Origin of the sequence: Bacillus halotolerans, assembly GCF_004006435.1 — a bacterium.
Classification (GTDB): domain Bacteria; phylum Bacillota; class Bacilli; order Bacillales; family Bacillaceae; genus Bacillus; species Bacillus halotolerans.
Map to the genome: position 1 here is coordinate 1,865,835 of NZ_CP029364.1, position 23,857 is coordinate 1,889,691.

The following is a 23,857-nucleotide window of genomic DNA, read 5'->3' on the forward strand; positions in this document are numbered from 1 at the left end:
CCCTCCTTATCCTAACAGTTCTTCTACAGATTTTCCACGAAGCTTCGCAACCTCTTCAGCACGCTTAAGTTCACTTAAGCCTTGAAGTGTTGCACGAATCATGTTGATCGGTGTGTTAGAACCTAAAGACTTAGAAAGGATGTCAGCTACACCAGCAAGCTCAAGTACCGCACGTACAGGGCCTCCAGCGATAACTCCAGTACCTTCAGAAGCAGGTTTTAACAAGATGTTACCTGCACCGAAACGTCCGATGATTTCATGTGGAATTGTAGTTCCAACCATTGGTACTTCAATTAAATTCTTTTTCGCATCTTCAACAGCTTTGCGGATCGCTTCTGGTACTTCTTGTGCTTTACCAGTACCGAATCCTACGTGTCCGTTTTTGTCACCGACAACGACTAGAGCTGCGAAGCGGAAACGACGACCACCTTTAACAACTTTCGCTACGCGGTTAACCGTAACTAAGCGTTCTTCTAACTCTAATTTGCTTGGGTCAATACGACGCATAATCATGTGTCCCTCCTTCTTTTATTAAAATTTAAGTCCAGCTTCACGAGCGGCATCAGCCAAAGCTTTTACACGTCCATGGTATAAGTATCCGCCACGGTCAAATACTACGTCAGAAACGCCTTTTTCAGCAGCGCGTTTTGCAACTAATTCTCCAACTTTAGCAGCAGCTGAAGTATCTCCAGTGCTTTCAACGTTCAAGTCTTTATCGAGAGTAGATGCACTAGCAAGTGTTACACCATTTACATCATCGATGATTTGAGCGTAAATGTGCTTGTTTGAACGGAAAACGTTAAGACGCGGTCTTTCAGCAGTACCAGAAAGTTTAGCGCGAACACGAGCGTGTCTTTTAAGACGAGCAGCATTTTTGCTAGTTTTCGTAATCATCTAGGTCACTCCTTTCTTCACTTTAAGCGATCTTACTTAGCAGATTTACCTTCTTTACGGCGAACAACTTCACCTTCGTAGCGGATTCCTTTACCTTTGTAAGGCTCTGGAGAACGGACAGCGCGAATGTTAGCAGCAATAGCTCCTACACGTTCTTTGTCTGTACCTTTAACGACTACTTTAGTTTGAGAAGGAACTTCGATATCGATGCCTTCTTCAGGGACGATCTCAACAGGGTGAGAGTATCCAACGTTTAAAACAAGTTTATTTCCGGATTTAGACGCACGGTAACCGACACCGACTAATTCCAAACCTCTTTCAAATCCTTTAGATACGCCTTCCACCATGTTGCCAAGCAGACTGCGAGTCGTACCATGCAGGGCACGGTGCTCTTTTTGATCAGAAGGACGAGCGACTGTAAGCACATTGTCCTCTATTTTAATCTCCATATCAGGGTGAAACGTACGAGTTAATTCTCCTTTTGGTCCTTTCACAGCTACAGTATTGTTATCGTTTAACGTTACTGTAACATCAGAAGGAATCTCAAGTAGCTTCTTACCTACACGAGACATACCAAACACCTCCATTCATGTTAAACTTTTTACCAAACGTATGCTAATACTTCTCCACCAGCTTGTTTTGCACGGGCTTCTTTGTCCGTTAAAACGCCATGTGATGTAGAAAGAATTGCGATTCCTAGACCGTTAAGTACACGCGGTACTTCATTAGATTTAGCATAAACACGCAAACCAGGTTTGCTGATTCTTTTAAGACCAGTGATTACGCGCTCGTTATTTTGTCCGTATTTCAAGAAAACGCGGATGATACCTTGTTTACTGTCTTCTACGAACTCAACGTCACGAATGAAACCTTCACGCTTTAAAATTTCAGCAATTTCTCTTTTCAATTTAGAAGCAGGAATTTCAAGCTTCTCATGACGTACCATGTTTGCATTACGAATACGAGTCAGCATATCTGCAATTGGATCTGTCATAACCATTATATAATTACCTCCTTCCCTTTCTTGGGGATTACCAGCTGGCTTTTTTCACGCCAGGAATTTGTCCTTTATATGCAAGCTCACGGAAACAAATACGGCAAAGTTTAAATTTACGAATGACTGAATGCGGACGTCCGCAGCGTTCACAGCGAGTGTACTCTTGTACTTTAAACTTTGGTGTACGTTGTTGTTTCGCAATCATTGACTTCTTAGCCACGATTTCGCCTCCCTTTCATTGATTATTTCTGGAACGGCATACCTACTTGAGTTAATAGCTCACGAGCCTCTTCATCAGAATTAGCAGTCGTTACAATAACGATGTCCATTCCGCGAACCTTTGTTACTTTATCGTAGTCAATTTCAGGGAAGATTAACTGTTCTTTGATACCAAGTGTGTAGTTACCGCGACCGTCGAAAGATTTTTTAGAAACCCCGCGGAAGTCACGTACACGCGGTAAAGATACAGAAATAAGTTTATCAAGGAAATCATACATGCGCTCTCCGCGAAGAGTTACTTTCGCACCGATAGGCATTCCTTCACGAAGACGGAATCCAGCAATTGATTTCTTCGCACGAGTAACGACAGGTTTTTGACCTGCGATAAACGTTAATTCTTCAACAGCACTGTCGATTGCTTTTGCGTTTTGAACAGCGTCACCAACACCCATGTTGATTACGATTTTTTCAATTTTAGGCACTTGCATAACTGAGTCATAGTTGAACTTAGTCATTAAAGCAGGTGCAATTTCTTTATTGTACTTTTCTTTAAGGCGGTTCATGAGATAGACCTCCCTTCCTTTAATACTATTTATCTAGAACTTGCCCAGATTTTTTTGCTACACGAACTTTTTTGCCATCTTCCACTTTGTATCCTACGCGAGTCACTTCACCTGTTTTAGGATCGAGCGGCATAACGTTTGATACATGAATTGGCGCCTCTTGATTAGAAATACCGCCTTGAGGGTTAGCTTGAGTTGGTTTAGAGTGTTTCTTTACCATGTTAACACCTTCAACTAAAACGCGGTCCTTTTTAGGGAAAGCAGCAAGGATTGTTCCTTGTTTACCTTTATCTTTACCAGAGATAACCATAACTTTATCGCCTTTTTTTACATGCATCCTGATCGCACCTCCTTGAATAAGGCATTTATTTCATTAGATAACTTCTGGAGCTAGAGAAACAATTTTCATAAAGTTGTTTTCACGCAATTCACGAGCAACTGGTCCGAAGATACGAGTTCCACGCGGGCTCTTGTCGTCACGGATGATAACACATGCATTCTCATCGAAGCTGATGTATGAACCGTCACTTCTGCGCGCTCCGCTTTTAGTGCGAACGATAACAGCTTTTACGACTTCACCTTTTTTGACAACGCCTCCTGGTGTTGCTTGTTTAACCGTGCAAACAATTACATCACCAATGTTAGCTGTTTTACGACCAGAACCACCAAGAACTTTAATAGTAAGTACTTCACGTGCGCCAGAGTTGTCAGCTACTTTTAAACGAGTCTCTTGTTGAATCATTATTTGTTACCTCCCTTCGGAAAAAAGAATTCCGAACTTTATTAGATAATAACAGCTTCTTCGACAACTTCAACTAGACGGAAACGCTTAGTTGCAGACAATGGACGAGTTTCCATGATCTTTACGATGTCACCGATTTTCGCTTGATTATTTTCATCATGTGCTTTGAATTTCTTTGAGTATTTTACGCGTTTACCGTAAAGTGAATGTTTCTTGTATGTTTCAACAACAACAGTGATGGTTTTATCCATTTTGTCAGAAACAACACGGCCTTGGTAAACTTTGCGTTGGTTACGTTCGCTCATGCTCACGACCTCCCCTCAGTGATTATTTATTAGCAGCAATTTCTCTTTCACGAATCACAGTTTTCATGCGCGCGATAGCTTTGCGCACTTCACGAATGCGAGCAGTATTTTCAAGTTGTCCTGTCGCTAATTGAAAGCGAAGATTGAAAAGTTCTTCTTTAAGAGACTTTACTTTTTGTTCAATTTCAGCAGTGGTAAGGTCACGAATTTCATTAGCTTTCATTTGATTCACCACCAATTTCTTCACGTTTTACGAACTTCGTTTTAATTGGCAATTTGTGAGATGCAAGACGAAGTGCTTCACGAGCAACCTCTTCAGACACACCAGAAATTTCAAATAAAACTTTGCCCGGTTTTACAACAGCTACCCAACCTTCTGGAGCCCCTTTACCGGATCCCATACGTACCTCAAGTGGTTTAGCAGTGTAAGGTTTAGAAGGGAAAATTTTGATCCAAACTTTACCGCCACGTTTCATGTAACGAGTCATCGCAATACGGGCAGCTTCGATTTGACGGTTAGTGATCCAAGAAGCTTCTAGAGCTTGGATACCGAACTCACCGAAATGTACTTCAGTACCGCCTTTCGCACGGCCACGCATTTTTCCGCGATGCTCTCTGCGATATTTAACGCGTTTAGGTAATAACATATTATTTTCCTCCTTCCTCAGTTTTCTTCTTAGTAGGAAGAACCTCTCCACGATAGATCCAGACTTTTACACCAAGCTTACCGTAAGTAGTGTCAGCTTCAGATGTTGCATAGTCAATGTCCGCACGTAATGTGTGCAATGGAACAGTTCCTTCACTGTAGTATTCAGAACGAGCGATATCTGCACCGCCAAGACGACCAGAAACCATTGTTTTCACACCTTGTGCTCCAGCACGCATTGTGCGTTGGATTTGTTGTTTCTGCGCACGGCGGAAAGATACACGGTTTTCTAATTGACGAGCGATGTTGTCAGCAACTAGCTGTGCATCAAGATCTGCTCTTTTGATTTCAAGAATGTTAATGTGTACACGCTTGCCAGTAAGGCTGTTAAGGGCTTTACGAAGTGCTTCAACTTCAGAACCGCCTTTACCGATAACCATACCAGGCTTAGCTGTGTGGATCGTAATGTTAACACGATTTGCTGCGCGTTCGATTTCAACTTTAGAAACAGAAGCGTCAGAAAGTCGTTTGCTAATGTATTCACGAATTCTTAAATCTTCGTGCAGGAAGTCAGCGTAATCTTTACCAGCGTACCACTTAGATTCCCAATCACGAATGACTCCGATACGAAGACCGACTGGATTTACCTTTTGACCCACTACTTATCCCTCCTTCTTTTCTGATACAACGATTGTAATGTGGCTCGTACGTTTGTTGATTTGGCTCGCACGTCCCATAGCACGTGGGCGGAATCTTTTTAACGTAGGGCCTTCGTCAACGAATGCTTGAGAAATAACCAGGTTGTTAGCGTCCATTTCATAGTTATGCTCAGCATTTGCAATAGCGGATTTTAATACTTTCTCGATAATTGGAGAAGCAGCTCTCGGTGTTAGGTTCAAGATTGACACTGCTTCACCTACTTGCTTGCCTCGAATCAGGTCCATTACTAGACGTGCTTTACGAGGAGCAATACGGACTGTTCTTGCAACAGCTTTAGCTTGCATTTAAAAGCCTCCTCTCTTAGCGTCTTGTTTTTTTGTCATCACTAGCATGACCTTTGTACGTACGAGTTGGAGCGAATTCACCCAACTTATGCCCTACCATATCTTCAGAGATGAATACAGGCACGTGTTTACGTCCGTCATAGACTGCGATTGTGTGACCAATAAACTGTGGGAAAATAGTAGAACGACGAGACCAAGTTTTTACGACTTGTTTCTTGTCTGTTTCATTTAATTTCTCGATTTTTGTCATCAAGTGTCCATCGACAAATGGTCCTTTTTTCAAGCTGCGAGCCATTTTGGAACCTCCCTTCGTGATTGCACTACGGTCCGAAGTGAACCGTAGACAACCCCGTTATTTATTTTTGCGACGACGTACGATAAATTTATCAGATTTGTTCTTTTTCTTACGTGTCTTGAATCCAAGAGTTGGTTTGCCCCATGGAGACATTGGTGATTTACGTCCGATTGGCGCACGTCCTTCACCACCACCGTGTGGGTGATCGTTAGGGTTCATTACAGAACCACGAACTGTTGGACGGATGCCTTTCCAGCGAGAACGTCCAGCTTTACCAATGTTGATAAGTTCGTGCTGTTCGTTACCTACTTGACCGATAGAAGCACGGCAAGCAGAAAGAATCATGCGAACTTCTCCAGAGTTAAGACGTACAAGAACGTATTTACCTTCTTTACCAAGAACCTGAGCAGATGTACCAGCTGAACGTACAAGCTGTCCGCCTTTGCCAGGTTTTAATTCAATGTTATGCACAACTGTACCAACAGGGATGTTGATAAGTGGAAGTGCATTACCTACTTTGATGTCAGCTTCTGGACCTGACATGATTTCAGTACCCACTTGAATTCCTTTTGGAGCAAGAATGTAACGTTTTTCTCCGTCTGCATAGTTGATTAGAGCGATGTTAGCTGAACGGTTTGGATCGTATTCAACTGTAGCAACGCGTCCAGGTATACCATCTTTATCGCGTTTGAAGTCGATAACACGGTATTGGCGTTTATGTCCGCCACCTTGGTGACGTACAGTCAATTTACCTTGGTTGTTACGTCCGCCTTTTTTGTGAAGGGGAGCAAGCAAGGATTTTTCCGGCTTGTCAGTCGTGATTTCAGCAAAATCTGAAGTTGTCATGCCACGACGTCCATTAGAGGTCGGTTTATACTTTTTAATCGCCATTTTGAATTTCCCTCCTTCTTTTTACAGATAATTAAGCTTCAAAAATTTCGATTTCTTTGCTGTCTGCAGTAAGTTTTACGATCGCTTTTCTGCGACGGCTAGTCATACCAGTGTAGCGTCCAACACGTTTTGATTTACCTTTGTAGTTCATGATGTTGACTTTGTCAACTTTCACTCCAAAGATGCTTTCAACCGCGTCTTTCACTTCTGTTTTGTTAGCTCTTACATCAACTTCAAAAGTATATTTCTTTTCAGCCATTAAATCAGCAGAACGTTCAGTAATGACGGGGCGCTTTAGAACATCACGAGGATCTTTCATTATGCAAGCACCTCCTCTACTTTTTCAACCGCTGCTTTTGTAATCAGAAGCTTCTCGTGGTTGACAACGTCTAAAACGTTGATTCCGTTAGCTTCAACTACAGTAACTCCAGGAATGTTGCGAGCAGATAAAGCTACTGCTTCGTTAGCATCTGCAGTTACGATTAAAGCTTTTTTCTCAACAGATAATCCTTTAAGGATAGCTGCCATTTCTTTTGTTTTAGCCGTATCAAGAGTAAGATCTTCAAGTACGATGATGTTGTTGTCGTTTACTTTAGAAGACAATACTGATTTGATTGCCAAGCGGCGAACTTTTTTAGGTAATTTATAAGAATAGCTGCGTGGTGTTGGGCCGAATACGACACCACCTCCGCGCCATTGCGGTGAACGGATAGAACCTTGACGGGCACGTCCAGTACCTTTTTGACGCCATGGTTTACGACCTCCGCCGCGTACTTCAGAACGATTTTTTACTTTGTGAGATCCTTGACGTAAGGAAGCTCTTTGCATAAGAATAGCGTCGAATACAACACTTTCATTTGGCTCAATTCCAAATACAGAAGCGTTTAATTCGATGTCACCAGCAGTAGAACCGTTTTGGTTGTATAATGCTACTTTTGGCATGATCAATTTCCTCCTTTCCTAAGAGAGTTATTTAGATTTAACAGCACTTTTAACAGTGATTAAAGATTTTCTCGCACCAGGTACGTTACCTTTGATCAAAAGAAGATTGCGTTCCGCATCAACTTTTACGACTTCAAGGTTTTGAACAGTGATCTGCTCTCCGCCCATACGTCCAGGTAATAATTTACCTTTGAATACACGGTTAGGATCTACAGGTCCCATTGAACCAGGACGACGGTGGTAGCGTGAACCGTGAGACATAGGTCCGCGAGATTGTCCGTGGCGCTTGATCGCACCTTGGAAACCTTTACCTTTAGATACTCCTGTTACATCTACAATTTCTCCAGCAGAGAAAATTTCAACCTTGACTTCCTGACCAACTTCATACGCATCCATTTCCACTCCGCGTAATTCTTTTACGAAGCGCTTAGGAGCAGTTTCCGCTTTAGCAACGTGTCCTTGTTCAGGTTTGTTAGAAAGCTTTTCGCGCTTGTCGTCAAAACCAAGCTGGATTGCTTCGTAGCCGTCGTTTTCAGCTGTTTTCTTTTGGAGAACAACGTTCGGAGCAGCTTCAATAACAGTTACCGGAATAAGATCACCGTTTTCTGCGAATACTTGCGTCATACCAATTTTTCTTCCTAAGATTCCTTTGGTCATTCGTCACACCTCCTATTAAGATCATTCTATATTTTAGAATTAAAGTTTAATTTCGATATCGACACCAGATGGTAAGTCTAATCGCATGAGCGCATCAACAGTTTGTGGTGTTGGGTTCACAATGTCGATTAAACGTTTATGTGTACGCATTTCAAATTGCTCACGAGAATCTTTGTATTTGTGCACCGCACGAAGGATTGTGTAAACTGATTTTTCAGTTGGCAACGGAATCGGACCAGATACGCTGGCACCAGAACGTTTTGCCGTTTCAACAATCTTCTCTGCAGATTGATCAAGGATTCTATGATCATATGCTTTCAAACGAATACGAATTTTTTGTTTTGCCATTATTTTCCCTCCTTTTCGCCTACTTCACGTTAGACAGTTCTCCGTGAGAAAAACCTGAACACCTTGCCATGGCAAAGCGGCCGGGTGTGTCAGCAACCTCTCACTTCATCGCAGTCAAAGACCAACATACACCATTATACAGAAAATAGACGTATGTTGCAAGACTTATTTAGAATATGCATGATTTGCACACTTTTAGTATTATACAGGTGTTTTTCTTATTTATCAAGAAGCGAGTGAATAAGGGAATTTTGTTCTATCATAAGTGGTACACTGCGTGTTTACTCAGAGTATTGGCAAATAATGAAGGCTCCTCGATATGCGGCGTGTGGGCGGAGTTTTTAAAATAATGCCAGCGCTTTTCAGGAGCATCCACAAACAGATAATACTGTTTCGATGTTTCAGCAGGAACGATCAAATCATGTCTCCCCGAAATAAAAAAGCTCGGTACTTTAATAGAAGAAACTGATTTAAATGCATCAAAACGAAATAAATCATCAGTTAAATACTTTGCGCTGAAAAGCTGTCCTCTGATGAAACGAGAGATGTTTTTTATTCCATACTCATTTCCAGCAAGCAACTGACACAATACTGTAAGAATGTGCCGGCGATGATGAGTGAATCCTCCCCTGCTCAGTTCAATACAGACTCGAAAGATGAAGTGCTGAATTTTCTTGTTCCAAGGTGGAGGGCCAAGTAAGCCTAAGGCAACTGAAAGAAAGCGATTTGTCTTGCGCAGAGAATCATAGGCCGTTTTTTCTTCCATCTGAGTATTAGTGACCTGACTGATTCCATAATAAGCGTGAAAAAGATCCGGCCTTTCTTGCAGTACATGAAGAGCCAGCAGCGAACCCCAAGAATGTCCTGCAAGGTACACTTTTGTTTTTGAAAAGTAATTTAAGAGCCATTCAGTAACTTGAATAGTGTCTTTAATGATTTGACTGATTGTCATTGAACTCTGCGGAATCTGTTTAGTATAGGAAAGACCTGAACCCCTTTGATCCCAATTTACAACTGTAAAGTGCTGTTCCAGTTCCTTTTGATAGCTCCTGATAAATCCGATTTGCGATGCTCCGGGTCCACCATGTAAAAAAAGCAGCAATGGGTTCGCTATATCATTTCCATTGATCATGAGCATTTGCTTCGTATTTTCGATCCTCAGTTTTTTCATGAAAGAAATTGATGTGTTTTCACTCATAACCCATAGCTCCTCAAATAAGATAAACCTTATTATACAAGCAAACAAAAAAGTACACAAAAAAACGAGACCCAAAGGGTCTCGTTTTCAATATACTATTACTCAGTGATTGTAGAAACAACGCCTGAACCAACAGTACGTCCGCCTTCACGAATAGAGAAACGAGTTCCTTCTTCGATAGCGATTGTAGAGATAAGCTCAACGTTCATTTCAGTGTTGTCTCCAGGCATAACCATTTCTACGCCTTCTGGAAGATGGATGATACCAGTTACGTCAGTTGTACGGAAGTAGAACTGAGGACGGTAGTTAGAGAAGAATGGAGTATGACGTCCACCCTCTTCTTTAGAAAGAACGTAAACTTCAGCTTTGAATTTGCTGTGTGGAGTGATTGTACCTGGTTTAGCAAGTACTTGACCACGTTGGATATCTTCACGAGCTACACCGCGAAGAAGGGCTCCAATGTTGTCTCCAGCTTCAGCGTAATCAAGAAGCTTACGGAACATTTCAACACCAGTAACAGTTGTTTTGCTGTTTTCTTCTTGAAGACCGATGATTTCAACTTCGTCACCGACTTTAACTTGTCCACGCTCAACACGTCCAGTAGCAACTGTACCACGACCAGTGATTGAGAATACGTCCTCAACTGGCATCATGAATGGTTTTTCAGTGTCACGTTCTGGAGTTGGGATGTACTCATCAACTGCATCCATAAGTTCGAAGATTTTAGCTTCGTACTCAGCATCTCCTTCAAGAGCTTTAAGAGCAGAACCTTTGATAACTGGTACATCATCACCAGGGAAGTCGTATTCGCTAAGAAGATCGCGAACTTCCATTTCAACTAGTTCAAGAAGCTCTTCGTCGTCTACCATGTCGCATTTGTTTAAGAATACAACGATGTATGGTACACCAACGTTTTTAGAAAGAAGGATGTGCTCACGAGTTTGTGGCATTGGGCCATCAGCAGCAGATACTACTAGGATAGCTCCGTCCATTTGCGCAGCACCAGTGATCATGTTTTTAACATAGTCAGCGTGTCCTGGGCAGTCAACGTGTGCATAGTGACGAGTTTCAGTTTCATACTCAACGTGTGCAGTAGAGATTGTGATACCGCGCTCACGTTCTTCTGGTGCACCATCGATTTGATCGTACGCCATAGCTGTACCTTTACCAGATTTCTTATGAAGTACTGTTGTGATAGCAGCAGTTAAAGTTGTTTTACCATGGTCAACGTGTCCAATTGTACCGATATTGGCATGTGATTTGGAACGGTCGAATTTTTCTTTAGCCATTCTAAAATCCTCCTTAAGAGCTTTTAATTAGTAATGTATAGAGTGATAGGAAGTGAAAGAAAGCTTTCACTTCCTCATCTTACAATAGTAGTTATACTTGAGTTAAGAGGCAAAATCAATTATTCGCCTTTATTTTTTTTGATAATTTCTTCAGCAATGCTCTTCGGCACTTCTTCGTAGTGATCCATGTGCATAGTGAACGTACCGCGACCTTGCGTGTTAGAACGAAGGGCAGTAGCGTAACCGAACATTTCAGCAAGAGGAACCATCGCACGAACAACTTGCGCGTTACCGCGAGCTTCCATACCTTCTACGCGTCCGCGACGAGAAGTAACATCACCCATGATGTCTCCCATGTATTCTTCAGGAATAACCACTTCTACTTTCATGATTGGTTCAAGAAGAACTGGGTTACATTTGCTGACTGCATTTTTCAATGCCATAGAAGCAGCAACTTTAAATGCCATTTCGTTTGAGTCAACATCATGGTAAGATCCATCAAAAAGTTTTGCTTTAATGTCGATAAGCGGGAATCCAGCTAATACACCATTTTCAAGTGAATCTTCTAGACCTGCTTGAACAGCTGGGATGTATTCACGAGGAACAACCCCACCGACAATCGCATTTTCGAATTCAAAGCCAGCGCCTTCTTCGTTTGGTTCGAATTCAATCCAAACGTGACCGAACTGACCGCGTCCACCAGACTGACGTACGAATTTACCTTCAACTTTTGCACCGGAACGGAATGTTTCACGGTACGCAACTTGAGGAGCACCAACGTTAGCTTCTACTTTGAATTCACGCTTCATACGATCAACAATGATATCAAGGTGAAGCTCACCCATACCAGAGATGATTGTCTGACCAGTTTCCGGGTTTGTTTGAGTACGGAATGTTGGATCCTCTTCAGCAAGTTTTGCTAAAGCGATACCCATTTTATCTTGGTCAGCTTTTGATTTAGGCTCAATTGCAACGTCGATAACTGGTTCTGGGAATTCCATTGATTCAAGGATAACTAGATCCTTTTCATCACATAGAGTATCTCCAGTAGAAGTATCTTTTAGACCTACAGCAGCTGCGATATCTCCTGCATATACAGTAGAGATTTCTTCACGGCTGTTGGCGTGCATTTGAAGGATACGTCCAACACGCTCACGTTTGCCTTTAGTTGAGTTTTTCACGTATGAACCAGAATCAAGTGTTCCAGAGTACACACGGAAGAACGTCAGCTTACCAACGTAAGGGTCAGTCATAACTTTAAATGCTAATGCAGAGAATGGCTCGTCATCAGAAGAATGACGCTCAATCTCTTCATTTGTATCAGGACGTATACCTTTGATTGCAGCAACGTCTGTTGGTGCAGGAAGGTAGTCAAGAACAGCATCAAGTACTAATTGAACACCTTTGTTTTTGAAGGCAGAACCCACAAGAACTGGGTAGAATTCAACATTTAAAGTACCTTTACGGATACCTGCTTTTAACTCGTCAATAGTGATCTCTTCACCCTCAAGGTATTTGTCCATAAGCTCTTCATCAAGCTCACATACAGCTTCAATGAGGCTGTTGCGAAGCTCTTCAGCTTGCTCTTTGTACTCTTCAGGGATTTCTTTAGCATCAGAACGAGTTCCAAGATCATCTTCGTAGAAATACGCAACGTTTTCTACTAGGTCAATGATACCTTCGAAGTTGTCTTCAGCACCGATCGGCAATTGAATTGCATGCGCGTTAGCTTGAAGACGATCTCTTAAAGTTCCTACAGAGTAAAGGAAGTCTGCACCGATTTTGTCCATTTTGTTGACGAAAACGATACGCGGTACTCCGTAAGTTGTTGCTTGACGCCAAACAGTTTCTGTTTGAGGCTCAACGCCAGACTGTGCGTCAAGTACAGCAACAGCACCATCAAGTACACGAAGAGAACGTTCAACTTCAACTGTGAAGTCTACGTGTCCTGGAGTATCGATGATGTTTACGCGGTATCCTTTCCACTGTGCAGTTGTCGCAGCGGAAGTGATTGTGATACCACGTTCTTGTTCCTGCTCCATCCAGTCCATTTGTGAAGCTCCTTCATGAGTTTCACCAATTTTGTGGATACGACCAGTATAGAACAAGATACGTTCTGTAGTAGTCGTTTTACCGGCATCAATGTGAGCCATGATCCCGATATTACGAGTTTTGTCTAAGGAGAACTCTCTTGCCATTGGGTAATTTCTCCTTCCTTATTGGGAAATTGTGTTTTTTAGTATATAAATCCTACCAACGATAGTGAGCAAATGCTTTGTTTGCTTCAGCCATCTTATGAGTATCTTCACGTTTCTTAACAGCAGCTCCAGTGTTGTTAGCTGCGTCAAGGATTTCGTTAGCTAAACGCTCTTCCATCGTTTTTTCTCCGCGAAGACGAGCATAGTTAACTAACCAGCGAAGTCCAAGAGTAGTACGACGTTCAGGACGAACTTCTACAGGAACTTGGTAGTTCGCACCACCTACACGGCGTGCTTTTACTTCAAGTACAGGCATGATGTTTTTCAATGCTTGTTCGAAAACCTCCATTGCATCATTGCCAGTACGTTCTTTAATGATATCGAATGACTTGTATAGGATTGTTTGAGACTTACCTTTTTTACCGTCGATCATCATTTTGTTGATTAGACGAGATACAAGCTTAGAGTTGTAAATCGGATCAGGTAAAACGTCTCTTTTTGCTACAGGACCTTTACGTGGCATCTGAATATCCTCCCTTCATCAATTATACGTTTATACGTTTATTATTTTGCTTTAGGACGTTTAGTACCGTATTTAGAACGGCCTTGCGCACGGTTTTCAACTCCAGCAGTGTCAAGCGCCCCACGAACGATGTGGTAACGTACCCCTGGTAAGTCTTTTACACGTCCGCCGCGGATAAGTACAACACTGTGCTCTTGCAGGTTGTGACCGATACCAGGAATGTAAGCAGTAACCTCAATTCCGTTAGTCAAACGAACACGAGCATATTTACGAAGTGCTGAGTTCGGTTTTTTCGGTGTCATTGTACCAACACGAGTACATACCCCGCGTTTTTGTGGAGAAGATACATTAGTGTGCTCTTTTTTAAAGCTGTTGTATCCTTTGTTAAGTGCAGGAGACTTTGAGTTTTCTACTTTACTCACGCGTCCTTTGCGAATTAGCTGATTAATTGTAGGCATGTTTTGTTCCTCCCTTCATTACGTTTTATAACCCACATACCCAGGTGGTTCATCAATAGGCAAAAAACAATGTCTTTACACGAGAATAAATCTCACGCAAAAACAAAAAGTACGTTATAACATAATGGCAACAGCTGCTGCTCCTACTTCAATTCCGCAGGCTTTGCCGAGCTTTTTCATGGATTCAACCATCGAGACAGCAATCCCATTATCTTTCGCAAGTGTTATCACACTTGACGTAAGAATAGGATCCGCGTCTTTTGCAACGACTACTTCCTTTACTGAACCTCGTTTTAGAGCTTTCACTGTTTGCTTCGTACCAATAATAATTGATTTGGCCTGTGATACTTTATCATAAGACATAAACATATCCTCCAAAGTAACAGGTTTATTTCGAGCACCTTGGTTATATTATCATTCTAGGAGACGAATGTCAACAAGGTATGACATTTTTTAGTTTCTATCTTCTCATAGAGTGATTTTTTTATTTAAATATGACTGCTGAAAGACTGTTTTGCAGTCTCTCAGCAGCATGATATCAGTTATTCAACCGGAACCATGTCCTCAGTCGGCTGAACATTTGAAACAGGTTTTACTTTTCGGTATTTCATCATTCCAGTACCAGCCGGAACAAGCTTACCGATGATAACATTCTCTTTCAGGCCGAGAAGTTCGTCACGCTTACCTTTGATCGCTGCGTCTGTAAGGACACGTGTTGTTTCCTGGAAGGAAGCAGCAGATAAGAATGAATCAGTTTCAAGAGAAGCTTTGGTAATACCGAGTAAGACAGGACGGCCTGTAGCAGGACGTTTGCCTTCCAGCAATACCTTTTTGTTCGCTTCAGTAAATTGGTGAATATCAAGTAATGAGCCAGGAAGCACATCAGTCTCACCGGCATCAATCACACGTACTTTGCGAAGCATTTGGCGAACCATTACTTCTACGTGTTTATCGCCGATTTCAACACCCTGCATACGGTAAACCTTTTGAACCTCATGAAGAAGATACTCTTGAACAGTAGTCAGGTCAGTCACTTTAAGAAGTTCCTTCGGATCGATTGAACCTTCTGTCAGCACTTGGCCTCGAGTAATTTTATCTCCTTCCGCTACTTTTAAGCGGGAGTTATATGGTGCCGTATAAGAGCGTGTTTCAACTGCGCCTTGAACCACAATTTCCTGCTGTTTGTCGCGAACTTCATTGATTTCAACGACTGTACCGTCGATTTCGGTAATTGTTGCCTGACCTTTTGGATTACGCGCTTCGAAAAGCTCTTGGATACGCGGAAGACCCTGTGTGATATCGTCTCCTGCAACCCCGCCTGTATGGAATGTACGCATTGTTAACTGTGTACCAGGCTCACCGATTGATTGGGCAGCGATGATTCCAACTGCTTCTCCGACTTCTACATCGGTACCAGTCGCAAGGTTTCGGCCATAGCATCGTTTACATACACCATGAGGCGTATTACATGTGAAGGCAGAACGGATCCACACTTCTTCAATGCCGGCTTCAACGATTTCAATCGCTTTATCTTCATCGATCAGTTCGTTTTCGTTTACAAGCACTTCACCTGTTTCAGGGTGTTTCACTTGTTTTCTTGCAAAACGGCCGATTAAGCGTTCTTCTAAGCGCTCAATGATTTCAGTGCCTTCTCTAAGCGGTTGAGCAAGGATGCCACGGTCAGTTCCGCAATCAGTTTCACGGATGATAACATCCTGTGCAACGTCAACAAGACGGCGTGTAAGGTAACCTGAGTCAGCAGTTTTAAGGGCGGTATCGGCAAGACCTTTACGCGCACCGTGAGTGGAGATAAAGTACTCCAATACTGTCAGACCTTCACGGAAACTAGATTTGATCGGTAACTCAATGATACGTCCAGCCGGGTTGGCCATCAGACCGCGCATTCCGGCAAGCTGAGTAAAGTTAGACGCGTTACCACGGGCACCAGAGTCACTCATCATGTAGATCGGGTTGAGCTCATCAAGTGATTTCATCAGTTTGCCTTGGATAACGTCTTTTGCAGAACTCCAGATAGAGATAACTCTCTCATAGCGTTCTTCTTCAGTGATCAGACCGCGGCGGAACTGCTTCATAACGTTATCAACTTTGCCCTGTGCTTCTTCAAGAATTTCTTGTTTATCATCGAGAACGACGATATCAGAAACCCCAACTGTAATACCAGCTTTTGTTGAATATCTGAAACCTAGGTTTTTCATGCGGTCAAGCATTTTAGACGTTTCCGTAATGTGGAATCGTTTAAAGATTTCCGCGATGATTTTACCCAGAATACCTTTTTTAAACGGTGCATTGATTGGCTGCTGTGCGATGGCAGCTTTTACATCGGCACCTTTTTCTAAGAAGAAACGGTCTGGTGTTTTCTCTTCAATGTTGCTCTTCGTTGGTTCATTCATGTAAGGGAATGATTCTGGAAGAATTTCATTGAAGACCAATTTACCGACAGTTGTAATTAACAATTTTGAGCGCTGTTCTTCGGTAAATGTCACGTTCTTAAGGGAGTTCGCTGCAACAGCCACTCTCGTATGAAGGTGAACATATCCGTTTTGATAAGCAAGAAGCGCTTCATCCGTATTCTTGAAGACCATACCTTCACCAACAGCACCAGCACGCTCCAGAGTCAGGTAATAGTTACCCAGTACCATATCCTGAGACGGTGTTACAACTGGTTTACCATCTTTAGGGTTCAAGATGTTTTGAGCGGCAAGCATCAAGATGCGTGCTTCAGCTTGAGCTTCTGCAGATAATGGTACGTGAACCGCCATTTGGTCACCGTCAAAGTCAGCGTTATAAGCTGTACATACGAGCGGGTGAAGACGGATTGCGCGTCCTTCAACAAGTGTCGGTTCAAACGCTTGGATACCTAATCTGTGAAGCGTAGGGGCACGGTTCAGAAGGACCGGGTGCTCCTTGATAACTGATTCTAGTACATCCCATACTTCAGGCTGTACGCGCTCAATTTTACGTTTCGCACTCTTAATGTTGTGAGCAAGACCCTTTTCAACAAGCTCTTTCATAACGAAAGGTTTGAAAAGTTCGAGCGCCATTTCCTTCGGTAATCCGCATTGGTACATTTTCAGATGAGGACCAACGACGATTACAGAACGTCCGGAGTAATCGACACGTTTACCAAGAAGGTTTTGACGGAAACGGCCTTGCTTCCCTTTCAGCATGTGAGAAAGAGATTTTAATGGTCTGTTACCAGGACCTGTTACAGGGCGTCCGCGACGGCCGTTGTCAATTAAAGCATCGACAGCCTCTTGAAGCATACGCTTTTCGTTTTGAACGATAATGCTAGGCGCACCAAGGTCTAAAAGGCGTTTCAAACGATTGTTACGGTTGATGACACGACGATAAAGGTCGTTCAAATCAGAAGTCGCAAAACGTCCGCCATCAAGCTGAACCATCGGTCTGAGCTCAGGAGGAATAACAGGAAGCACATCAAGGATCATCCAAGAAGGCTTGTTTCCTGAGTTACGGAAGGCTTCCAAAACTTCAAGGCGTTTGATCGCACGAGTACGACGCTGTCCTTGAGATGTTTTCAGCTCTTCTTTTAACATATCAACTTCTTTTACAAGATCGATATCTTGAAGAAGTTTATGAATCGCTTCCGCACCCATAGATGCTTGGAACTTATTACCGTACTTATCAAGATACGCACGGTATTCCTTTTCTGATAGAAGCTGTTTCTTTTCAAGCGGTGTGTTTGCCGGATCAGTTACAACGTAAGAAGCAAAGTAAATAACTTCTTCCAGTGCACGAGGCGACATATCTAACACTAGACCCATACGACTTGGGATACCTTTGAAATACCAAATGTGGGAAACTGGGGCAGCCAGTTCAATGTGCCCCATTCTCTCACGACGGACTTTAGCCCGTGTTACTTCAACTCCGCAGCGGTCACAAACTACGCCTTTATAACGAACTCGCTTGTACTTCCCGCAATGACATTCCCAGTCCTTAGTCGGTCCGAAAATGCGTTCGCAGAATAGACCGTCCTTTTCAGGTTTTAACGTACGATAGTTTATCGTTTCAGGCTTTTTCACTTCACCAAAAGACCATGAACGGATTTTATCCGGTGAAGCAAGACCGATGTTCATATACTCAAAATTGTTCACATCTAGCAAGGGGCCTACCTCCCTTTTTATCTTCGGATTAACCGATGTCACTTGCCTTTATAACTAGAGATTATTCTTTTGTTACTACATCGCGTTCAACGTCTGCAGATGCTGTTTCTTCCGGCTCTTCATCACCTGATAACGCCAGGCCGTCAGCTTGTTTTGCATCTTCTTCGTCTTCTAAATCTCTCATTTCTATTTCTTCTTCATCGCTAGAAAGGATTTTCACATCCATACCTAAACTTTGAAGTTCTTTAATTAATACTTTGAATGATTCCGGAACACCAGGTTCAGGAACGTTGTCGCCTTTAACGATGGCTTCGTATGTTTTCACACGTCCAACCACGTCATCAGACTTAACAGTCAGAATCTCTTGAAGAGTGTAAGCTGCACCGTAAGCTTCAAGTGCCCAAACCTCCATCTCACCAAAACGCTGTCCGCCAAATTGAGCTTTACCGCCAAGAGGCTGCTGCGTAACAAGTGAGTAAGGACCTGTAGAGCGTGCATGAAGTTTATCGTCAACCATGTGAGCCAGTTTAATCATGTACATGATACCGACAGATACACGGTTATCAAACGGCTCTCCGGTACGTCCGTCGTAAAGAACGGTTTTAGCGTCACGAGACATTCCGGCTTCTTCAAGTGTTTCCCAAACATCCTCTTCACGCGCTCCGTCAAATACCGGTGACGCAATGTGGATGCCGAGGTAACGAGCGGCCATACCCATGTGAAGCTCTAATACCTGCCCGATGTTCATACGTGATGGTACGCCCAGCGGGTTAAGCATGATATCAATTGGTGTGCCGTCAGGAAGATAAGGCATATCCTCTTCAGGAAGAATCTTAGAAATAACACCTTTGTTACCGTGACGACCGGCCATTTTATCCCCTTCAGAAATTTTACGTTTCTGAACGATATATACGCGTACTAACTGGTTTACACCTGGAGGAAGTTCGTCTCCGTCCTCACGGTTGAAGACTTTAACATCGTGAATAATTCCTCCGCCGCCGTGAGGCACACGAAGAGAAGTATCACGAACCTCGCGGGCTTTTTCACCAAAGATGGCATGAAGAAGGCGTTCTTCTGCAGTAAGTTCTGTTACACCCTTAGGCGTTACTTTACCAACAAGAAGATCTCCGTCTTTTACTTCTGCCCCGATACGGATAATTCCGCGGTCATCAAGATTGCGAAGCGCATCTTCACCGACGTTCGGAATATCACGGGTGATTTCTTCAGGCCCGAGTTTAGTATCACGTGCTTCTGATTCATATTCTTCAATGTGAATAGATGTATAAACATCATCTTTCACAAGACGTTCACTCATGATGATGGCATCCTCATAGTTGTAGCCATCCCATGTCATGAAGCCGACCATTACGTTACGGCCAAGTGCAAGTTCACCAAGCTCCATAGAAGGACCGTCAGCAAGGATTTCTCCTTTTACCACTTCATCGCCGACACTTACGATCGGACGCTGGTTGTAGCAAGTACCTTGGTTAGAGCGGACAAATTTCAGCAAGCTGTATTTATCCAGGTTTCCTTTTACTTTTTGACCGTCTACTTCTTCATAGCGGCGAACCCAAACGTTTTTCGCTTCTACACGTTCAACGATACCAGGGTGTTTACAAATCACAGCGGCACCAGAGTCTTTACCTGATACGTATTCCATACCAGTTCCTACAAATGGCGCTTCCGGCTGCATCAAAGGCACAGCCTGACGCTGCATGTTCGCTCCCATTAGGGCACGGTTCGAGTCATCGTTTTCTAAGAACGGGATACATGCTGTCGCAGCAGATACTACCTGCTTAGGCGATACATCCATGTAATCAACACGGTTTCTAGGAACAACGGTGTTCTCTCCGCGGAAACGGGCTACAATGCTGTCATCCACAAACGCACCTTCGTCATCGAGTCGTGCATTTGCCTGAGCAACAACGTAGTTATCTTCTTCATCAGCAGTTAAGTAATCGATTCTCGGCGTCACTTTTCCTGTTTCAGGATCAACGCGGCGATATGGCGTTTCAATAAAGCCAAAACGGTTTACTTTTGCATATGATGATAGTGAGTTGATCAAACCGATGTTCGGTCCCTCTGGCGTTTCAATCGGACACATACGGCCATAGTGGGAGTAGTGAACGTCACGCACTTCCATTCCGGCACGCTCACGTGTCAATCCGCCCGGTCCAAGAGCCGACAGACGGCGCTTATGTGTTAATTCAGCAAGCGGGTTCGTCTGGTCCATGAATTGAGAAAGCTGAGAGCTTCCAAAGAACTCTTTAATGGACGCAATAACAGGACGAATATTGATCAGCTGCTGAGGTGTAATTGTATTCGTATCTTGAATTGACATTCTCTCACGAACCACACGCTCCATACGGCTTAAACCGATACGGAATTGGTTCTGGAGAAGTTCACCTACAGAACGTAAACGGCGGTTTCCAAGATGGTCAATATCATCTGTGTCGCCTACTCCGTGCAGCAAGTTGAAGAAGTAGCTGATAGAAGAAATAATATCAGCAGGTGTAATGTTTTTAATCTCTTCTTCAACGTAAGCATTGCCGATGACATTAATAACCTGTTCTCCTTCTTGATCAGTAGGAGCAAAGATCTTAATGGATTGAAGCGTTACTTCGTCCTCAACAACACCGCCGTTCGGATACAGCTTTCTGAAACCGATTCCGTTTTCTAAGTATGGCAGTACTTTATCAAGAGTTCTTCTATCAAGAATCTGACCTTTTTCAGCCAGGATTTCTCCTGTTTCAGGATCAACAAGCGTTTCAGCAAGTCTCTGATTAAAGAGGCGATTTTTAATATGAAGCTTTTTATTAATTTTATAGCGTCCTACATTGGCAAGATCGTATCGTTTCGGATCAAAGAAACGAGAATCAAGCAAGCTTTTCGCATTTTCCACTGTAGGCGGCTCTCCAGGACGGAGGCGCTCGTAGATTTCGAGCAGCGCTTTATCGCTGTTTTCTGTGTTATCTTTATCAAGCGTATTTCGCAGGTATTCGTTTTCTCCTACAAGATCAAGAATCTCTTGATCGGAGCCGAAGCCGAGAGCACGCAAAAGAACCGTAACCGGCAACTTACGTGTGCGATCAATGCGTACATAAACAACATCTTTCGCATCAGTTTCGTATTCTAACCATGCGCCACGGTTTGGAATGACAGTTGCGGTAAAACCTTTTTTACCGTTTTTGTCTACTTTACCACTGAAATATACACTTGGAGACCGAACAAGCTGGGAAACGATAACGCGTTCCGCACCGTTTATGATAAAAGTACCTGTATCTGTCATAATAGGGAAATCACCCATGAAGACATCTTGGTCTTTTACCTCTCCAGTTTCTTTGTTAATTAAACGAACCTTCACTCTTAGCGGAGCTGAGTAAGTCACATCACGTTCTTTTGATTCCTCTACAGGATATTTAGGCTCCCCTAAACTGTAATCAATGAACTCAAGAGAGAGGTTACCAGTGAAATCCTCAATTGGCGATATGTCTTGAAACATCTCTCTAAGACCCTCATCAAGAAACCACTGATAAGAAGAGGTTTGAATTTCAATGAGATTTGGTAATTCTAACACTTCGCTAATGCGAGCATAGCTTCTGCGCTGGCGGTGTCGTCCATACTGAACTAGTTGACCTGTCAACTGATTCACCCCTCAAATCATGCGTATTATATGTGTAATAAGCATTTCTTCCAAAGAAAGAAAACACTTTTACAAGACAAAAGAAAAAAGGGTTTCTAATTAAGAAAACCACATCCAAAAACAAATACCGATTTTATTAGCATTTCCATACTTGTATAATTTATACATAGATATTGACATTTCATCATATCAATCTAAATATATACATTGGCATTTTATAATATTAACATAGCCAAAATACCGAGTCAAACTTTTTTTGCTTTTATGATATAATAGCCTTTCTTTTTTTGAACGACAGAAACTTCTTCGAACAGTTCCTCAAGCTTTTCAATGGCAGAAGGCGCACCTTGTTTTTTCTGTATGACGATCCACAATTCACCTGAAGCTTTTAAGTGTTCAGCGCTTTTCTCAAAGATAGCATGGACAACTTTTTTTCCGGCTCGGATTGGGGGATTTGTAAGAATAGAAGCAAATGTTTGAGCAGAGTCAACGTTTGAAAACAAATCGCTTTGGTAAATCTCAACATTTGTTATTCCGTTTCGTTCTGCATTTTCATTTGATAACTCTACGGCTCTTTCATTAACATCAATCATGTGGATGGTCCGGTCTTTAAAGTCGCTGGCCAGCGATAATCCAATCGGGCCATAGCCGCAGCCTGCATCTAGAAAGCCGCCCTCAACTTCAGGCTCTTCAAAAGATTCGACCAGCAGGCGCGAGCCAAAATCGACTTCCTTTTTAGAAAAAACACCGCTGTCGCTGGTAAACGTAAACTCCTTGTTTCGAAGCCTAAAAGACCATGTTTGTTTGTTGCTTTTTACTGAAGGTTTTTCTGAATAATAGTGCTCACTCATTATTAGAACCTCCTTTTTTTCATAACTTAAAGAATGGCAAAGAAAAAGCCCGCCTCATAAAAGCGAGCTTCCCCTACAGGCAAGTGAAGATTACTTAACTTCTACAGAAGCGCCAACTTCTTCAAGTTTAGCTTTAAGCTCTTCAGCTTCTTCTTTAGCAATACCTTCTTTAAGTGGTTTTGGAGTGTTGTCAACAAGTTCTTTAGCTTCTTTCAAGCCAAGACCAGTGATTTCACGTACAACTTTGATAACTTTGATTTTTTGAGAACCTGCACCAGCAAGGATAAGGTCGAATTCGCTTTGCTCTTCAGCAGCTCCGCCTGCAGCAGCTCCGCCAGCTACAGCTACAGGAGCAGCAGCAGTTACGCCAAATTCTTCTTCGATTGCTTTTACTAGGTCGTTCAATTCAAGTACAGTTGCTTCTTTAACGGAAGCAATGATTTCTTCGATATTTAAAGCCATTTGTAATTCCTCCATTTGTTTTGATTTTTAAAAACTGATTAGATTAAGCGCCTTGTTCTTCCTTTTGATCTGCCACAGCTTTTGCAGCAAGAGCAAGGTTGCGAACTGGAGCTTGAAGTACGCTAAGCAACATAGAAAGCAAGCCTTCGCGTGATGGAAGTTCAGCAAGAGCTTTCACTTCTTCAACAGTAGAAACTTTACCTTCGATAACGCCAGCTTTGATTTCAAGAGCTTCATGCTGTTTAGCAAACTCGTTTAGAACTTTAGCTGGAGCGACAACATCCTCAGTACTGAATGCAATTGCATTCGGTCCAGTTAAGACATCATTCAAACCATCAAGTTCAGCTTGTTCAACCGCACGGCGAGTCATTGTGTTTTTGTAAACTTTGAACTCAACGTTAGCTTCACGAAGCTGTTTACGAAGTTCTGTTACTTCAGAAACGTTAAGTCCGCGGTAATCAACGATGATCGTTGATTTGCTTTCTTTTAATTTAGAAGCAATTTCTTCAACAACAACTTTTTTTGTTTCAATTGCGCTGCTCATGGTTACACCTCCTGTAGATTCTTGTGTAACACTTATACCGTCAGGT

At 42.7% G+C, this 23,857-nt stretch carries 30 protein-coding genes; all 30 read right to left on the reverse strand.

Annotated features, from left to right (window positions below; translation table 11 throughout):
• Window positions 1-6: 6 nt before the first annotated feature.
• Window positions 7-507, reverse strand: a complete 501-nt coding sequence (gene rpsE / locus DIC78_RS09410) for a 30S ribosomal protein S5 (protein ID WP_003156493.1) — start codon at window positions 505-507, stop codon at window positions 7-9.
• A 24-nt stretch (window positions 508-531) separates the two neighbouring features.
• Window positions 532-894, reverse strand: coding sequence for a 50S ribosomal protein L18 (rplR, locus tag DIC78_RS09415; protein ID WP_044153410.1), 363 nt, complete (start codon window positions 892-894; stop codon window positions 532-534).
• A 32-nt stretch (window positions 895-926) separates the two neighbouring features.
• Window positions 927-1,466, reverse strand: a complete 540-nt coding sequence (gene rplF / locus DIC78_RS09420) for a 50S ribosomal protein L6 (protein WP_010332777.1) — start codon at window positions 1,464-1,466, stop codon at window positions 927-929.
• A 29-nt stretch (window positions 1,467-1,495) separates the two neighbouring features.
• Complete coding sequence (rpsH, locus tag DIC78_RS09425) at window positions 1,496-1,894, reverse strand: 30S ribosomal protein S8 (protein ID WP_010332776.1); 399 nt, start codon at window positions 1,892-1,894, stop codon at window positions 1,496-1,498.
• Between the two features lie 31 nt (window positions 1,895-1,925).
• Complete coding sequence (gene rpsN / locus DIC78_RS09430; protein WP_003156488.1) at window positions 1,926-2,111, reverse strand: 30S ribosomal protein S14; 186 nt, start codon at window positions 2,109-2,111, stop codon at window positions 1,926-1,928.
• 22 nt (window positions 2,112-2,133) lie between these two features.
• Window positions 2,134-2,673: a 50S ribosomal protein L5 gene (gene rplE, locus DIC78_RS09435; protein ID WP_044153413.1), complete on the reverse strand. Its 540-nt coding sequence runs from the start codon at window positions 2,671-2,673 to the stop codon at window positions 2,134-2,136.
• A 25-nt stretch (window positions 2,674-2,698) separates the two neighbouring features.
• Window positions 2,699-3,010 carry a 50S ribosomal protein L24 gene (rplX, locus tag DIC78_RS09440; protein WP_003156486.1) on the reverse strand — a complete coding sequence of 104 codons (312 nt, stop codon included), beginning with the start codon at window positions 3,008-3,010 and terminating at the stop codon, window positions 2,699-2,701.
• A 36-nt stretch (window positions 3,011-3,046) separates the two neighbouring features.
• Window positions 3,047-3,415: a 50S ribosomal protein L14 gene (gene rplN, locus DIC78_RS09445; protein ID WP_003225805.1), complete on the reverse strand. Its 369-nt coding sequence runs from the start codon at window positions 3,413-3,415 to the stop codon at window positions 3,047-3,049.
• A 41-nt stretch (window positions 3,416-3,456) separates the two neighbouring features.
• On the reverse strand, window positions 3,457-3,720 hold the full coding sequence (gene rpsQ / locus DIC78_RS09450; protein WP_003178345.1) for a 30S ribosomal protein S17: 264 nt from the start codon (window positions 3,718-3,720) through the stop codon (window positions 3,457-3,459).
• Between the two features lie 22 nt (window positions 3,721-3,742).
• Window positions 3,743-3,943 (reverse strand): 50S ribosomal protein L29, encoded by a 201-nt coding sequence (rpmC, locus tag DIC78_RS09455; RefSeq protein ID WP_003156482.1) that lies wholly within the window; start codon window positions 3,941-3,943, stop codon window positions 3,743-3,745.
• A complete protein-coding gene (gene rplP / locus DIC78_RS09460; protein WP_003225801.1) occupies window positions 3,933-4,367 on the reverse strand; it encodes a 50S ribosomal protein L16 in 435 nt (144 codons plus the stop codon). Before rplP ends, rpmC begins: the two co-directional genes overlap by 11 nt.
• Window position 4,368: 1 nt before the next feature.
• On the reverse strand, window positions 4,369-5,025 hold the full coding sequence (gene rpsC, locus DIC78_RS09465; RefSeq protein WP_010332773.1) for a 30S ribosomal protein S3: 657 nt from the start codon (window positions 5,023-5,025) through the stop codon (window positions 4,369-4,371).
• 3 nt (window positions 5,026-5,028) lie between these two features.
• Complete coding sequence (gene rplV, locus DIC78_RS09470; RefSeq protein WP_003156475.1) at window positions 5,029-5,370, reverse strand: 50S ribosomal protein L22; 342 nt, start codon at window positions 5,368-5,370, stop codon at window positions 5,029-5,031.
• A gap of 16 nt (window positions 5,371-5,386) precedes the next feature.
• Window positions 5,387-5,665: a 30S ribosomal protein S19 gene (gene rpsS, locus DIC78_RS09475; RefSeq protein ID WP_003156472.1), complete on the reverse strand. Its 279-nt coding sequence runs from the start codon at window positions 5,663-5,665 to the stop codon at window positions 5,387-5,389.
• A 57-nt stretch (window positions 5,666-5,722) separates the two neighbouring features.
• Complete coding sequence (gene rplB / locus DIC78_RS09480) at window positions 5,723-6,556, reverse strand: 50S ribosomal protein L2 (protein WP_003225795.1); 834 nt, start codon at window positions 6,554-6,556, stop codon at window positions 5,723-5,725.
• A 31-nt stretch (window positions 6,557-6,587) separates the two neighbouring features.
• Window positions 6,588-6,875 (reverse strand): 50S ribosomal protein L23, encoded by a 288-nt coding sequence (gene rplW, locus DIC78_RS09485; protein WP_003225793.1) that lies wholly within the window; start codon window positions 6,873-6,875, stop codon window positions 6,588-6,590.
• Window positions 6,875-7,498 carry a 50S ribosomal protein L4 gene (rplD, locus tag DIC78_RS09490; protein ID WP_003242004.1) on the reverse strand — a complete coding sequence of 208 codons (624 nt, stop codon included), beginning with the start codon at window positions 7,496-7,498 and terminating at the stop codon, window positions 6,875-6,877. The genes rplW and rplD overlap by 1 nt, the downstream gene beginning before the upstream one ends.
• A 27-nt stretch (window positions 7,499-7,525) precedes the next feature.
• Window positions 7,526-8,155 carry a 50S ribosomal protein L3 gene (gene rplC, locus DIC78_RS09495; protein ID WP_059291697.1) on the reverse strand — a complete coding sequence of 210 codons (630 nt, stop codon included), beginning with the start codon at window positions 8,153-8,155 and terminating at the stop codon, window positions 7,526-7,528.
• Between the two features lie 39 nt (window positions 8,156-8,194).
• On the reverse strand, window positions 8,195-8,503 hold the full coding sequence (gene rpsJ, locus DIC78_RS09500) for a 30S ribosomal protein S10 (RefSeq protein ID WP_003156464.1): 309 nt from the start codon (window positions 8,501-8,503) through the stop codon (window positions 8,195-8,197).
• Window positions 8,504-8,762: 259 nt separating this feature from the next.
• Window positions 8,763-9,701, reverse strand: a complete 939-nt coding sequence (locus tag DIC78_RS09505) for an alpha/beta fold hydrolase (RefSeq protein ID WP_127696924.1) — start codon at window positions 9,699-9,701, stop codon at window positions 8,763-8,765.
• 98 nt (window positions 9,702-9,799) lie between these two features.
• Window positions 9,800-10,990, reverse strand: coding sequence for an elongation factor Tu (tuf, locus tag DIC78_RS09510; RefSeq protein WP_010332768.1), 1,191 nt, complete (start codon window positions 10,988-10,990; stop codon window positions 9,800-9,802).
• Between the two features lie 119 nt (window positions 10,991-11,109).
• Window positions 11,110-13,188, reverse strand: coding sequence for an elongation factor G (gene fusA, locus DIC78_RS09515; protein WP_095714790.1), 2,079 nt, complete (start codon window positions 13,186-13,188; stop codon window positions 11,110-11,112).
• Window positions 13,189-13,240: 52 nt separating this feature from the next.
• Complete coding sequence (rpsG, locus tag DIC78_RS09520; RefSeq protein WP_003225784.1) at window positions 13,241-13,711, reverse strand: 30S ribosomal protein S7; 471 nt, start codon at window positions 13,709-13,711, stop codon at window positions 13,241-13,243.
• 41 nt (window positions 13,712-13,752) lie between these two features.
• Window positions 13,753-14,169 carry a 30S ribosomal protein S12 gene (rpsL, locus tag DIC78_RS09525; protein WP_003156445.1) on the reverse strand — a complete coding sequence of 139 codons (417 nt, stop codon included), beginning with the start codon at window positions 14,167-14,169 and terminating at the stop codon, window positions 13,753-13,755.
• 114 nt (window positions 14,170-14,283) lie between these two features.
• Window positions 14,284-14,532: a 50S ribosomal protein L7ae-like protein gene (locus DIC78_RS09530; protein WP_059291694.1), complete on the reverse strand. Its 249-nt coding sequence runs from the start codon at window positions 14,530-14,532 to the stop codon at window positions 14,284-14,286.
• 179 nt (window positions 14,533-14,711) lie between these two features.
• Window positions 14,712-18,311 carry a DNA-directed RNA polymerase subunit beta' gene (gene rpoC, locus DIC78_RS09535; RefSeq protein ID WP_044153421.1) on the reverse strand — a complete coding sequence of 1,200 codons (3,600 nt, stop codon included), beginning with the start codon at window positions 18,309-18,311 and terminating at the stop codon, window positions 14,712-14,714.
• A gap of 61 nt (window positions 18,312-18,372) precedes the next feature.
• Window positions 18,373-21,954 carry a DNA-directed RNA polymerase subunit beta gene (gene rpoB, locus DIC78_RS09540; RefSeq protein WP_044153423.1) on the reverse strand — a complete coding sequence of 1,194 codons (3,582 nt, stop codon included), beginning with the start codon at window positions 21,952-21,954 and terminating at the stop codon, window positions 18,373-18,375.
• Between the two features lie 245 nt (window positions 21,955-22,199).
• Entirely contained in the window at window positions 22,200-22,805 is a 606-nt protein-coding gene (locus tag DIC78_RS09545; protein WP_127696160.1) for a class I SAM-dependent methyltransferase, read from the reverse strand.
• Window positions 22,806-22,895: 90 nt separating this feature from the next.
• The gene (gene rplL / locus DIC78_RS09550; RefSeq protein ID WP_003156436.1) at window positions 22,896-23,267 is read right to left on the reverse strand and encodes a 50S ribosomal protein L7/L12; all 372 of its coding nucleotides are present in this window, start codon (window positions 23,265-23,267) and stop codon (window positions 22,896-22,898) included.
• Window positions 23,268-23,310: 43 nt separating this feature from the next.
• Window positions 23,311-23,811, reverse strand: a complete 501-nt coding sequence (gene rplJ, locus DIC78_RS09555; protein WP_044153425.1) for a 50S ribosomal protein L10 — start codon at window positions 23,809-23,811, stop codon at window positions 23,311-23,313.
• Between the last annotated feature and the right edge of the window lie 46 nt (window positions 23,812-23,857).

What these genes read in the sequence shown, in the direction of transcription:
- rpsE (WP_003156493.1), bottom strand. Translation starts at nt 507, where the DNA reads ATGCGTCGTATTGACCCAAGCAAATTAGAGTTAGAAGAACGCTTAGTT.
- rplR (WP_044153410.1), bottom strand. Translation starts at nt 894, where the DNA reads ATGATTACGAAAACTAGCAAAAATGCTGCTCGTCTTAAAAGACACGCT.
- rplF (WP_010332777.1), bottom strand. Translation starts at nt 1,466, where the DNA reads ATGTCTCGTGTAGGTAAGAAGCTACTTGAGATTCCTTCTGATGTTACA.
- rpsH (WP_010332776.1), bottom strand. Translation starts at nt 1,894, where the DNA reads ATGGTTATGACAGATCCAATTGCAGATATGCTGACTCGTATTCGTAAT.
- rplE (WP_044153413.1), bottom strand. Translation starts at nt 2,673, where the DNA reads ATGAACCGCCTTAAAGAAAAGTACAATAAAGAAATTGCACCTGCTTTA.
- rplX (WP_003156486.1), bottom strand. Translation starts at nt 3,010, where the DNA reads ATGCATGTAAAAAAAGGCGATAAAGTTATGGTTATCTCTGGTAAAGAT.
- rplN (WP_003225805.1), bottom strand. Translation starts at nt 3,415, where the DNA reads ATGATTCAACAAGAGACTCGTTTAAAAGTAGCTGACAACTCTGGCGCA.
- rpsQ (WP_003178345.1), bottom strand. Translation starts at nt 3,720, where the DNA reads ATGAGCGAACGTAACCAACGCAAAGTTTACCAAGGCCGTGTTGTTTCT.
- rpmC (WP_003156482.1), bottom strand. Translation starts at nt 3,943, where the DNA reads ATGAAAGCTAATGAAATTCGTGACCTTACCACTGCTGAAATTGAACAA.
- rplP (WP_003225801.1), bottom strand. Translation starts at nt 4,367, where the DNA reads ATGTTATTACCTAAACGCGTTAAATATCGCAGAGAGCATCGCGGAAAA.
- rplV (WP_003156475.1), bottom strand. Translation starts at nt 5,370, where the DNA reads ATGCAAGCTAAAGCTGTTGCAAGAACAGTCCGTATTGCTCCTCGTAAA.
- rpsS (WP_003156472.1), bottom strand. Translation starts at nt 5,665, where the DNA reads ATGGCTCGCAGCTTGAAAAAAGGACCATTTGTCGATGGACACTTGATG.
- rplB (WP_003225795.1), bottom strand. Translation starts at nt 6,556, where the DNA reads ATGGCGATTAAAAAGTATAAACCGACCTCTAATGGACGTCGTGGCATG.
- rplW (WP_003225793.1), bottom strand. Translation starts at nt 6,875, where the DNA reads ATGAAAGATCCTCGTGATGTTCTAAAGCGCCCCGTCATTACTGAACGT.
- rplD (WP_003242004.1), bottom strand. Translation starts at nt 7,498, where the DNA reads ATGCCAAAAGTAGCATTATACAACCAAAACGGTTCTACTGCTGGTGAC.
- rplC (WP_059291697.1), bottom strand. Translation starts at nt 8,155, where the DNA reads ATGACCAAAGGAATCTTAGGAAGAAAAATTGGTATGACGCAAGTATTC.
- rpsJ (WP_003156464.1), bottom strand. Translation starts at nt 8,503, where the DNA reads ATGGCAAAACAAAAAATTCGTATTCGTTTGAAAGCATATGATCATAGA.
- DIC78_RS09505 (WP_127696924.1), bottom strand. Translation starts at nt 9,701, where the DNA reads ATGAGTGAAAACACATCAATTTCTTTCATGAAAAAACTGAGGATCGAA.
- tuf (WP_010332768.1), bottom strand. Translation starts at nt 10,990, where the DNA reads ATGGCTAAAGAAAAATTCGACCGTTCCAAATCACATGCCAATATCGGT.
- fusA (WP_095714790.1), bottom strand. Translation starts at nt 13,188, where the DNA reads ATGGCAAGAGAGTTCTCCTTAGACAAAACTCGTAATATCGGGATCATG.
- rpsG (WP_003225784.1), bottom strand. Translation starts at nt 13,711, where the DNA reads ATGCCACGTAAAGGTCCTGTAGCAAAAAGAGACGTTTTACCTGATCCG.
- rpsL (WP_003156445.1), bottom strand. Translation starts at nt 14,169, where the DNA reads ATGCCTACAATTAATCAGCTAATTCGCAAAGGACGCGTGAGTAAAGTA.
- DIC78_RS09530 (WP_059291694.1), bottom strand. Translation starts at nt 14,532, where the DNA reads ATGTCTTATGATAAAGTATCACAGGCCAAATCAATTATTATTGGTACG.
- DIC78_RS09545 (WP_127696160.1), bottom strand. Translation starts at nt 22,805, where the DNA reads ATGAGTGAGCACTATTATTCAGAAAAACCTTCAGTAAAAAGCAACAAA.
- rplL (WP_003156436.1), bottom strand. Translation starts at nt 23,267, where the DNA reads ATGGCTTTAAATATCGAAGAAATCATTGCTTCCGTTAAAGAAGCAACT.
- rplJ (WP_044153425.1), bottom strand. Translation starts at nt 23,811, where the DNA reads ATGAGCAGCGCAATTGAAACAAAAAAAGTTGTTGTTGAAGAAATTGCT.